At 60.5% G+C, this 11,897-nt stretch carries 10 protein-coding genes; 9 read left to right on the top strand and 1 reads right to left on the bottom strand.

Going from position 1 to position 11,897, the window contains the following annotated elements; all coding sequences use genetic code 11:
• Window positions 1-171 precede the first annotated feature (171 nt).
• From BBJ66_RS00320 to BBJ66_RS00280, 9 genes are all read left to right on the top strand, one after another.
• Window positions 172-531, top strand: coding sequence for a hypothetical protein (locus BBJ66_RS00320; protein ID WP_184342753.1), 360 nt, complete (start codon window positions 172-174; stop codon window positions 529-531).
• 177 nt (window positions 532-708) lie between these two features.
• A complete protein-coding gene (locus BBJ66_RS00315) occupies window positions 709-1,635 on the top strand; it encodes a cation diffusion facilitator family transporter (protein ID WP_071084920.1) in 927 nt (308 codons plus the stop codon).
• Window positions 1,636-1,790: 155 nt separating this feature from the next.
• On the top strand, window positions 1,791-4,052 hold the full coding sequence (locus BBJ66_RS00310) for an Orn/Lys/Arg decarboxylase N-terminal domain-containing protein (protein ID WP_071084110.1): 2,262 nt from the start codon (window positions 1,791-1,793) through the stop codon (window positions 4,050-4,052).
• Window positions 4,049-6,412 carry an ornithine decarboxylase gene (gene speC, locus BBJ66_RS00305; protein ID WP_071084108.1) on the top strand — a complete coding sequence of 788 codons (2,364 nt, stop codon included), beginning with the start codon at window positions 4,049-4,051 and terminating at the stop codon, window positions 6,410-6,412. Before BBJ66_RS00310 ends, speC begins: the two co-directional genes overlap by 4 nt.
• 18 nt (window positions 6,413-6,430) lie before the next feature.
• The gene (gene potE, locus BBJ66_RS00300; protein ID WP_049731292.1) at window positions 6,431-7,789 is read left to right on the top strand and encodes a putrescine-ornithine antiporter; all 1,359 of its coding nucleotides are present in this window, start codon (window positions 6,431-6,433) and stop codon (window positions 7,787-7,789) included.
• Window positions 7,790-7,806: 17 nt separating this feature from the next.
• A complete protein-coding gene (locus tag BBJ66_RS00295; RefSeq protein WP_083335501.1) occupies window positions 7,807-8,730 on the top strand; it encodes an amino acid ABC transporter substrate-binding protein in 924 nt (307 codons plus the stop codon).
• Between the two features lie 112 nt (window positions 8,731-8,842).
• A complete protein-coding gene (cax, locus tag BBJ66_RS00290; protein WP_071084106.1) occupies window positions 8,843-9,937 on the top strand; it encodes a calcium/proton exchanger in 1,095 nt (364 codons plus the stop codon).
• 53 nt (window positions 9,938-9,990) lie between these two features.
• Window positions 9,991-10,302 carry a potassium channel family protein gene (locus BBJ66_RS00285; protein WP_184342691.1) on the top strand — a complete coding sequence of 104 codons (312 nt, stop codon included), beginning with the start codon at window positions 9,991-9,993 and terminating at the stop codon, window positions 10,300-10,302.
• 131 nt (window positions 10,303-10,433) lie between these two features.
• Window positions 10,434-10,670, top strand: a complete 237-nt coding sequence (locus BBJ66_RS00280) for a hypothetical protein (protein ID WP_049731295.1) — start codon at window positions 10,434-10,436, stop codon at window positions 10,668-10,670.
• Between the two features lie 55 nt (window positions 10,671-10,725).
• Here BBJ66_RS00280 and BBJ66_RS00275 read toward each other — a convergent pair whose 3' ends face one another.
• Window positions 10,726-11,880 carry an AI-2E family transporter gene (locus BBJ66_RS00275; RefSeq protein WP_071084100.1) on the bottom strand — a complete coding sequence of 385 codons (1,155 nt, stop codon included), beginning with the start codon at window positions 11,878-11,880 and terminating at the stop codon, window positions 10,726-10,728.
• Window positions 11,881-11,897: the final 17 nt, after the last annotated feature.

Below are 11,897 nucleotides of genomic sequence, written 5' to 3'. Positions count from 1 at the left end.
CAATGCGTAGTGGGCGGGGCGTAGTGGATGGGACCGTCTCCAGCATCATACAATCCAGTGGTTATCGGCCATCTGCTTGTTTGAACGCCATTGATCCTACGCAATGCCTGGCGCCGGCGCATGAGCTATCTTGCGCAACCGAACATCATTCGGTTCTCGGGAGCTAGAGCGATGAAGATGGCCGTGATCATTGGACTTGCCGTATTGACTGCCGCCGCCGGAATTGCCCCGGTCGAGGCCCAGCAGACTAGACGCGAATATCGGAGAATGAACTGGAGCGAGAATCTGCCCGAGGCGGTGCGAACCTATCACGACAGACGGTTTACCATCGTCAGCTACAGGATGGCCGATTTTTCCGAGACCGGCTCACACCCTCAACAGGGAAGCGATGAGCACGTCAAAGCCATCCGGGATGCAATTCGCGCCAACAAGTGGCTTACGGCTCAACTCAAAACCAAGAAGCTTACCGCCAATGACATCGAATGGGTGTCGCGGGCGCGCAACGGCAATATGACCTTCTACACAAAATGACCGGCAACTGCGCCGGGCAGATTTCAGGCTGAGCCGCATGCGGCGTCTTCCCTGGATCATCGCCCGGCTGCCGCAGGACGGCTGCGACCGGCAGGAGAAAAAAGCAAACCCACCTCGTCTCGCCTTCACGATCAGCATAAAACGATTGGAATGAAGGGTGTCGGAGGTGGGGCAATGATGCTGGGCGAGCAGGGATTTCTCAGGATCTCGATCGCGGCGACGGTCGTGGTCGCGACGCTCGGTGTGGTTTTCGGCATTCTTTCCGGATCGTTCTCCATCGCTTTCGACGGCGTTTATTCGCTGGCCGATGCGGCGATGACCGGGCTGGCGCTCTGGGTTTCCAGCCTGATCATAAAATCCACGCAGAGCGACGCGCAGTCGGGCAGGATCCGAAACCGCTTTACCATGGGCTTCTGGCATCTGGAGCCCATCGTGCTGATGCTCAATGGCTGCCTGCTGATAACCGTCGCCATCTATGCGCTGATCAGCGCGATCATCAGCATCCTGAACGGCGGCCACGAATTGCAGTTCGGCATGGCGGTCGCTTATTCCGCGGCGACCCTGCTTGTCTGCGCCGCCATGACTTTCCTCGGCATCCGGCTGAACGCCCGGATCAAATCCGATTTCGTCTCGCTCGACATCAAGGCCTGGATCATGTCCGGCGGCATCGCTTTCGCCCTGCTGATTGCATTTCTGATCGGCATGGCCGTGCAGGCGACGTCGGCCGCATGGGTTGCCAGCTATATGGACCCCGCGGTTCTGGCACTGGTCTGCCTCGTCATGATTCCGCTTCCGATCGGCACCGTCTGGAAGGCCCTGAGCGAAATCCTGCTGATTGCGCCCGTCGACCTCCAGGAGCATGTCGACCGCATTGCCTCTGAGACGGTTCACCGCCTCGGTTTCCTCTCGCATCGCGCCTATGTTGCCCGGGTCGGCCGGGCAATGCAGATCGAACTCTATTTCATCGTGCCTGAAGGCCTTCCTCCAAAGACCGTGGAGGAATGGGACGCACTCAGGGACGAGATAGGCGATGCGATCGGAGACGAAAGCGCCAATCGCTGGCTGACGATTGCCTTCACGGCCGATGCGGAATGGGCCGAGTAGGCCGCCGTCGACATTCCCACTGATACCGAAATGCTTGACCTCGCGTTGATTGCAATCAACGACGGTGCGCCACCCGTCCTGTACGATCCCTCCAGCTGAGACGCGCGTCGCTGCAGAGCGCCACGGCCTTTGACTCTCGGTTTCTGGAGGAACGCATGGAATTCCAGATGGCATTTCCGATAGCCGTTATCGACGAGGATTTTGATGGCAAAAGCGCTGCCGGCCGCGGCATGCGCGATCTGGCTGATGCAATCGAAAAGGAAGGCTTCCGGATCGTCTCCGGCGTTTCCTACGAGGATGCGCGGCGCCTCGTGCATATCTTCAACACCGAATCCTGTTGGTTGGTGTCCGTCGATGGAGCCGAGGACAAGACCACGCGCTGGCAGGTGCTCGGAGAGGTTCTGGCAGCGAAGCGGCAGAGGAACGACCGCCTGCCGATTTTCCTGTTCGGCGACGACACGACTGCCGAAGACGTCCCGGCCACGGTGCTGCGCCACGCCAATGCCTTCTTCCGGCTGTTCGAAGATACGGCGGAATTCATGGCGCGCGCCATAGCGCAGGCCGCACGCAACTATCTCGACCGGCTGCCGCCGCCGATGTTCAAGGCGCTGATGGACTACACGCTCGAGGGCGCCTATTCCTGGCACACGCCCGGCCACGGGGGCGGTGTCGCGTTCCGCAAGAGCCCGGTCGGTCAGCTCTTTTATACTTTCTTCGGCGAAAACACGCTGCGATCCGACATTTCCGTGTCGGTCGGCAGCGTCGGTTCGCTGCTGGATCATGTCGGGCCGATCGCCGAGGGCGAGCGCAATGCCGCGCGCATCTTCGGCACGGACGAGACGCTGTTTGTCGTCGGCGGCACGTCGACGGCAAACAAGATCGTATGGCACGGCATGGTGGGGCGCGGCGATCTCGTACTCTGCGACCGCAACTGCCACAAATCGATCCTGCACTCGCTGATCATGACGGGCGCAACACCGATCTATCTGACGCCGTCGCGCAATGGGCTCGGCATCATCGGTCCGATCTCGAAGGACCAGTTCACGCCGGAGGCAATCGCACGCAAAATTGCCGCAAGCCCCTTTGCCGGGCAGACGAGCGGCAAGGTCCGGCTGATGGTCATCACCAACTCGACCTATGACGGGCTCTGCTACAATGTCGACGCCATCAAGCAGTCGCTGGGTGAGGCGGTCGAGGTGCTGCACTTCGACGAGGCCTGGTACGCCTATGCCAATTTCCATGAATTCTACGATGGGTTCCACGGAATCTCCTCGACGAAACCGGCGCGTTCGAAAAACGCCATCACCTTTGCCACGCATTCGACCCACAAGCTTCTGGCCGCGCTCTCGCAGGCATCGATGATCCATATCCAGCACGCCGAGAACAAGCGTCTCGACGTCACGCGATTCAACGAAGCCTTCATGATGCACACCTCGACCTCGCCGCAATACGGCATCATCGCCTCCTGCGATGTCGCCGCCGCGATGATGGAGCAGCCGGCGGGACGCGCGCTCGTGCAGGAGACGATCGATGAGGCTATCAGCTTCCGCCGGGCGATGAAAGCGGTGAGAAAACAGACGGAAGCAAGCTGGTGGTTCGACGTCTGGGAACCGGCGGTTGCCGAACAGACGCCGAGCGACACCCATGCCGACTGGGTGCTGAAGCCGGATGATGCCTGGCATGGTTTTGCAGGCCTTGCCGAAAATCATGTCATGGTCGATCCGATAAAGGTCACCATCCTTTCGCCGGGCCTGTCGGCGGGTGGCATCATGCAGGAACAGGGGATTCCGGCGGCGGTCATCACGAAATTCCTCTCCTCCCGGCGGATCGAGATCGAAAAGACCGGGCTCTATTCCTTCCTGGTTCTCTTCTCGATGGGCATTACCCGCGGCAAGTGGAGCACGCTCGTCACCGAGCTCATCAATTTCAAGGATCTCTATGACGCCAATGCGCCACTAACCCGGGCGCTGCCGGCGCTGGCGGCCGCGCACCCGGAAGCCTATGCCGGCATGGGACTGAAAGATCTCTGCGAAAAGATCCATGCGATCTATCGCAAGGACGAGGTGCCGAAGGCGCAGCGCGAGATGTACACGCTCCTGCCCGAGATGGCGCTGCGTCCCGCCGATGCCTATGACCGGTTGGTCAAGGGCAAGATCGAGAGCATCGAGATCGACAAGCTGATGAACCGCATCCTCGCCGTGATGATCGTTCCCTATCCGCCGGGGATCCCACTGATCATGCCGGGAGAACGGATCACCCAGTCGACGAAGTCCGTTCAGGACTACCTGCTTTACGCCAGGGATTTCGACCGCAAATTTCCCGGTTTCGAGACCGATATTCACGGCCTTCGTTTTGCCCCAGGCAATAGCGGTCGCCGCTACCTCGTCGACTGCATTGCAGAGGAGACGCAAAAATGATCCCGCGTGATGTGAAGTCTCCGACGGTCGCCATACCCTTCCACAAGATGCTGAAGATCGTGGCGATCATCGACCGCGACAATTCTCAGGCTCAGGAACTGGTGTCACAGATCATCGACCAAGGTTTCGAGGTGGAACTGCGTGGCGACTATTCCGCCGATGTCTCAGAGGATGCCGATGTCGGCGCCTATATCGGCTCGGTCGAGGGCGGCCAGTTGTCGGCGGCTCGCAGCTTCCTTCGCTCGGTCAGGGATATCGGCTTCCGCACGCCGATCTGGGCGATGGCGGACACGCTGAGCATTGCGGATATGGAGGTCGTCGAAATGGCCGGCGAGGTCGACGGCTTCGTTTACCTCGGTCAGCAGACGCCGACCTTCTATGCCAAGCAGATCGTCTCCAGCGCGGTCAATTACGGCAAGTCGCTGCTGCCGCCGTTCTTCGGCGGCATGATGGCCTATGACGGCGAGGCGAATATCGCCTTCGATTGCCCCGGACATCAGGGCGGCCAGTTCTATCGGAAATCGCCGGCCGGCCAGCTGTTCTTCAAATATTTCGGCGAGAGCATCTTCCGCAACGACCTCTGCAACGCGGATGTCGATCTCGGCGACCTGCTGATCCACGAAGGTCCAGCCGTCGAGGCGCAGAAACAGGCGGCGCGCATCTTCGGTGCGGACCGCACCTATTTCATTCTCAATGGAACAAGCACCTCCAACAAGGTGGTTGCCAATGCAGTGCTGCACAGCGGCGATCTCGTGCTCTTCGACCGCAACAATCATAAATCCCTGCATCAGGGCGCTCTTGTTCAGGCGGGCGCCATCCCGATCTATCTGCCGACGGCCCGCAATTCTTTCGGCATGATCGGGGCGGTGGACTGGGCGGCGTGGGATGAAAGCTGGCTGCGGCGAAAGATCGAGGAACATCCGCTCGTCGCCGACAAGAGCCGTGCGAAGGCAGACCGGCCCTTCCGTCTCGCCTGCATTCAGCTCGCGACCTATGACGGCACGATCTACAATGTGCGCCAGGTGATGGAGAAGATCGGGCATCTCTGCGACTACGTGCTCTGGGACGAGGCCTGGATCGGCTACAATGCCTTCCATCCGCTCTTCGAGGGCCACAGCCCGATGCGCCTGAAAGACCTGCGGGCTGATATGCCGGGATTGTTCTCCACCCAGTCGGTGCACAAGCAGGGCGCCGGTTTCTCGCAGGCCTCGCAAATCCACAAGCGGGACGAACATATCCGCGGCCAGCGCCGGTTCGTCGAACACAAGCGGTTCAATGAATCGCTGCTGATGCATGTTTCAACCTCTCCCTTCTATCCGCTCTTCGCCTCGCTTGACGTCAACGCCAAGGTGCATGAAGGCAAGGCGGGCGAAATGCTCTGGGATCGCTGCATCGAGCTGGGGATCGAAGTTCGCAAGAAGCTGCGTGGCTTCGTCCGGCACTACGAGTCCAAAGCCGCAAGCGTCGAAGAGCAATGGTTCTTCGATCCCTTCGTGCCGGACACCGTCACCGTTTCAGGGTCCAAACATACCGACGACCTCGAGGGCATGCGGTGGGAGGATATTCCGACGGATGTGCTCAAGCGCGAGCAGCAATGCTGGCGGTTCGATCCGCAGGCAAAGTGGCACGGCTATGCCGGGTATGCGCCGGGTTACACCATGGTCGATCCGAACAAGCTTGCGCTGCTGACACCCGGCATCGACCGCAAAACCGGCGGCTATCGCGAGTTCGGCATTCCGGCGACGGTTGTCGCCAACTATCTGCGGGAGCAGCGGGTCGTGCCGGAAAAATGCGACCTGAACAGCCTGCTCTTTCTGCTGACGCCGGCGGAAGATGAGAGCAAGCTGAATACGCTCGTCGCCAAGCTGGTCAAGTTCAAGAACCTCTGGGACCGCGACGCGCCGCTGCAGGAGGTGCTGCCGACCGTGTTTGCCGCCCATCGCGAGCGTTATGCCGGCTATACGGTGCGCCAGGTCTGCAACGAAATGCATTCGTTTTATCGCGATGCCGGCGTCAAGGAACTCCAGCGCCTCTGCTTCCGCTCCGAGAGCTTCCCGGAACCGGCCATTGCTCCCAAGCAGGCCTATGAAGCGCTGGTCGCCAACAATGTCGACTATATACAGCTGACGCAGGTTGCCGGCCGCATTTCGGCAACGCTGGCGCTGATCTATCCGCCGGGTATCGGCGTGATCGTTCCCGGCGAACGCTGGGACGAGAGGGCGCGCCCGATGCGGGATTATTTCCTGGCCTTCGAAGAGTCTTTCAACCGGTTCCCGGGCTTCAACTACGAGGTCCAGGGTGTGTTCCAGGAAAGGATCGAGGGGCGGATTAAATTCCACACATATGTCGTGCGCGAGTAGACGCAGGGAGGGTTCGTCATGACCGATAACACGATGCATCTCGCGGCCGAGGCCACGGCCAAGAAAAAGATGAACCTGGTGCAGCTCACCTTCATCGTCGCCGTCAACATGATGGGGTCTGGTATCATCATGTTGCCCGCCAATATGGCCCAGGTCGGGGCGATCTCGCTGCTGTCATGGCTTGTGACGGCCATCGGTTCGATGGCGATCGCCTATGGCTTCGCCCAGGCCGGGCTGTTCAATCAGCGCCCCGGCGGCATGTCCGCCTATGCGGAGGATGCCTACGGCAAGGACGGCTACTTCATGGTATTCTTCCTGTATTTCCTGTCGCTTGCCGTCGGCAATGTCGCCATCGGCATCTCCGCCGTCGGCTACCTCGCCGGATTTTTCCCGGTGCTGACATCCACGCCCATCATGACCTGCATAGCGCTGATCATTCTGCTCTGGCTGACCACGGCCGCCAATTTCGGCGGTCCGCGCATTACCGGGCGCATCGGTTCGGTTACGGTCTGGGGCGTCATCCTTCCTGTCGGCCTGCTGTCGATCATCGGCTGGCTCTGGTTCAGCTCAAGCACTTTCGGCGATGCCTGGAATCCGAAAGGACTAACGCTCGCGCAGGGCATGGGATCGAGCATTTCGCTGACGCTTTGGGCTTTCCTCGGCATGGAGTCAGCGGCACAGAATTCGGATGCCGTCGAAAACCCCAAGCGTGACGTGCCGCTTGCCTGCATGTTCGGCACGCTCGGAGCGGCCGTCATCTACATCCTGTCGACGACGGTCATTCAGGGCATCGTGCCGAATGCCGATCTCGCCACCTCCACAGGGCCTTTCGCCTTGGCCTATGCCACGATGTTCAATCCGGCGATCGGTTCGATCGTCATGGCGCTGGCGGTGCTGGCCTGCCTCGGGTCGTTGCTGGGCTGGCAGTTCACCATCGCCCAGACGGCGAAGACTGCAGCTGAGGAGAAGATGTTTCCGTCGATATTTTCCCGGGTCAACGAGATGGGAGCACCGGTCAGCGGCATGATCATCCTCGGCATCGTGCAGACTGGGCTTGCCCTGATGACCATATCGCCGACCTTGAGCGAGCAGTTTTCCGCTCTCGTCAATCTCGCCGTGGTGACGAACGTGTTGCCCTATATCATCGCGCTCTCTTCCCTGTTCGTCATGATGAAGGCTGCCCGCGTGCCCCAGGCGAAATACCGGCTGAACGCCACTATCGCCTTGGTCGGCATGGCCTACAGCGTTTTCGCCATCTACGCCTCCGGCAAGGATGCGGTGCTCGGCGGCATGATCGTCACAGGGATCGGTTTCATCATTTACGGGCTCATCGCCCCACGTTTCGCCAACGGCGTGAACCGGGCGCCGGCCGAGTAATACAGGGAGGACCAGATATGTCAGAGAGAAATGGTCGCTGGGCGGCAATCGCTGCCTCTGTCCTTGCCGCAGCGGCCGTCTGCGCCGCCGCGCTGCCCGCGCAGGCGCAGACGCTCGACCGCGTCCGGACGAGCAGCGCGCTAAAATTCGGCTACGATCCGGACGCAAGGCCGTTTTCGTTCGATGCCCAAGGCAAGCCCGACGGCTATGCGGTGGCGCTCTGCAACAGGATCGCCGATAGCCTGAGAGCCCAGCTGAACCTGCCGAAGCTCGATGTGGAGTGGGTTCCCCTTTCGGGTGACGCCAAACTGCGTGCCATACAGGATGGCACGGCGGACCTTGTCTGCGCAGCGGAGCCGGTCACGCTCGAGCGCCGGCAGCAGGTCTCGTTCTCGCTGCCGATCTTCCCGAGCGGCACGGGGGCGCTGCTCAGTGCGAGCGCCCCCTTGGCATTGCGTGAGGTTCTGCAATATGGCGAACCATCGAGCCGGCCCGTCTGGCGCGGCGCGCCGGCCCGCACGATCCTCGAACACAAAACGTTCTCGTCGATCTCGGGCACGACCAGCGAAGGCTGGCTGTCCGACAAGATCAAGAGCTTCCAGCTCGCGGCGACGGCGACGCCCGTGACGAACTATCAACAGGGAATCGAGCGTGTTCTGGACGGCAGCTCGGCGGTGCTCTTCGGCGATATGCCGGTTCTGATGGATGCCGCCGCCCGCAGCGACAGCTCCGGCAATCTCATCGTCCTCGAGCGTCATTTCACCTACGAACCGCTCGGTCTTGAACTGGTGCGCGGGGACGAGGATTTTCGTCTGGCCGTCGATCGCGCATTGAGCCAAGCCTACGCTGCGCAGGATTTCCGGGCCTTCTTCACAACGTGGTTTGGCCCGCCTGACGATGCAGTCGTGACCTTCTTCCGGCAGACGGCGCTTCCGGAGTGAGGCGACGCGCTTTCGGGAAAATGGGCAAGGCAGGGATCATCGGCGCCGGCCAGCAGCAGATCAAGCCCGCTGACATTGCGGCAACGGGCGAGGATAATCACAGGAGCGAAGCTTGAGCCTCCTTTTCAAAGAGATTCGCGACAGCCCGATATTATGGCTGCTGGCCGCCGTGCCGGTGGTGTTTTCAGCTGCGGTGCTTTTTCCCGAAGCCCATACGGCGCTTTTCGTCCTGTCGGTCCTGGCCATTGTGCCGTTGGCCGGGCTGCTCAGCCATGCGACCGAATCCGTTGCCGCCAAGACCGGTGATGCCGCAGGCGGGCTGCTGAACGCAACCCTTGGAAATCTGACCGAACTGGTGATCGCGCTGGCTGCACTGCAAGCCGGCGAATATACGCTGGTCAAGGCATCCATCGCCGGCGCGATCGTCACCAACACGCTGTTCATGCTCGGCGCTTCCTTTCTACTGGGCGGCCTCAAATACCACACACAGGAATTCAACCGGGCGAGCGCCCGTATCCAAGCCGGCCTGCTTTTCCTGGCCACAATCGCACTTCTGATGCCGTCGACGCTTGGCGGATTGGATGCGACATCGGTCGCACCGGTCACCCAAAAGCTCAGCCTCAGCTTGGCCGTTCTGCTGATCATCGGATATGGGCTGGGGCTGTTGTTCACGCTTGGGACACATCGGGAATTTTTCTCTTCAGCCGAACATGCCGAGGCCGGTGAGGCGCCGTGGCCGCTTAGCCTCGCCCTCGGCACGCTTGCCGGCGTCACCATCCTCGTGGCCTTGGTGAGCGAGATTTTCGTCGAATCCGTGCAGGAAGCGGCCGTCGCCTTTGGAATGACCCCGGCCTTTGTCGGCTTCATCGTCGTCGCACTGGTCGGCGCCGCCGCCGAAATGGCCTCGGCATTTTCCGGGGCGCGCAAGAACCGGCTCGATCTCAGCGTCGGCATCGCACTCGGGAGCGCGTCGCAGATCGCCTTGTTCGTCGCGCCCGTTCTCGTCTTGATGAGTTATGTCATCGGCCCGTCGCCGATGGATCTGCAATTCTGGCCGGGTGCTGTGACGATGATGTTTCTTGCGACGGTGACTGCGATGTTCGTCACCAACAGCGGGCGATCGGCATGGTTCGTCGGCGTCCTGGTGCTGATGGTCTATATGATCTTCGCCATAACGCTGTACGTCTTGCCTCCGGCAGTGCGATGACATCCCGCGTTGGAAAACAGGAGCCATCCGGCGGCGAGCCGCAAACTCAAAAAATGCGACGGCTGTTCTTCATCGCACTCGCAAAGCAGCTCCGTGTCATCTGGCCGATCCTTTCGGGCATCGTGTCGATCATGGTGGCATCCGGCCTGGCAATCTGGCGCATCGAAGATTGGCGGATCGATGAAGCGCTTTATTTCACCTTCGTGACGGGCCTTACCATCGGCTACGGCGACTTCACGCCCAAACATGTTTCGGCACGAATACTGGCTTTGCTCATCGGTTTTGCAGGGATCGTGCTGACCGGCGTCATTGCGGCCATCACGGTAAAAGCGCTGAACGCAACGGACCGAGACGGCGGCGGCTAGGCCCGTTACGTTGCGGACTTCGTGTGCCTTCAGTCTCCAATCCAAAAATTTATTCGTGATCTCCGGGAACGATCCGGTAGCCTGGCGACTTCGTATCCATTGCAGGAGTGCCTTGAATGCGGAGCTGACCCATGAGCCAAGAACGCGGCCGCAGAAAACTGATGTTGCGACTTCCCGATATCCGGCATCTGCTGGCGAGTATGACCAGTGAGGCACTCGCGGAGATGTTCGAATCCTATGATCTTGCTGTCGATGCGCTGGAGCGGTTCCGAAACAAGAGCCCGAGGGAGGATGGGCTGATCAGTGAATATGAACAGCTCTGCCGTGAAATCGAGCAGGAGGTTGTCGTCTACTGCAGGAACCGGTGAGCCCTCCCGGCGGCGACCTCTCCCAGGAAGGATCTCGCCCGCCTCGACAGAACCGTCATTGCGTCTGTTCGATACGTTCCGGCTGAGCATCGAAACTCGCGGGGCGGTTATTTTCCGCTGCGTTCGAGACCGAAGGCCACGCCCAGGCTCTCAGCAACTCGTAGAAGACGCTGAGAACGACCGGTCCCAGAAACAGGCCCAGCAGGCCTTGCGATAGCGTGCCGCCGATCACGCCGATCAGGATCACCAGCATCGGCGTGGAGAGGCCGCGCGCCATCAAGATCGGTTTCAGTATGTTGTCGATGATCATGATGGGGATCGCGACGACGGTGAAAACCAATGCAATCGACGTGGGCCAGGAGAACCACGCCCAGAGAATGACAGGCAAGAGGACAAGTGCCGGCCCGAGCTGCATCAGGCAGAGGACAAACACAATAAAAGTCAAAGGCCCGCCGGCCGGAATGTCAAAAAGGGCAAAACACAATCCGCATAACAGCGCCTGCAGAAAGGCGACGCCTATGACGCCGCGCGATACGTTTCGCACCGTGGTGCCCGCCAGCCGGGCGAAGCCGACACCTTTTTCACCGGCGATCCGGCTTGCCAGTATCTGTACGGCTGCAGCCAGGGGTGCCGACCGGGTGAGAAATATGCCCGAAAGCACGATCGAAACGACAAAACTCAAGACACCGACGCCGATCGAGGCAAGTTTCGCGACAATAACGGCCGCAACCTCACGAATGGGCGCCTGAAACTTGATGATGGTGGCGGCCAGATCGCTTGCGATCTGATTCCAGGCGCCGTGGATCCGCTCACCGACGACAGGCCACTCCCGGATGGCGGCCGGCGCGGCGGGCAGGGTAAAATTCCCCTCCCGCAACGTGCCGATCAGCGCCTGCGCGGCGTCGGCAAAATTGACCGCGACAAGGGCGAGCGGCGCAATGATCAGGACGAGAGAAAAGACGACGATGACGACGGCTGCGATGACGGGCCTGTTGCCGATCAATCTGGAAAGCGCCTCGAATATCGGGAAAAGCGCGACCGCCAGAATGGCGGACCAGATGACGATCAGCGCAAAGGGAGCAACGAGGACCAGGGTCCAATAGGCGAAAAGCCCGATAATGCCCAAGCGGACGAGATCGCTTATTCTCGCCTCTATCGAAATCTGCCCTGGCCCGGCTCCCTGTGCCGCCGTATCGCCTGCATTCTCCATCGTTGCATCCCGTCCGC

The organism is Rhizobium sp. RSm-3 (assembly GCF_001854685.1).
In the GTDB taxonomy this organism is placed as follows: Bacteria; Pseudomonadota; Alphaproteobacteria; order Rhizobiales; family Rhizobiaceae; genus Rhizobium; species Rhizobium ecuadorense.
Note: the sequence above shows the minus strand (reverse complement) of the source record. Positions and strands in the feature narration are given on the sequence as shown.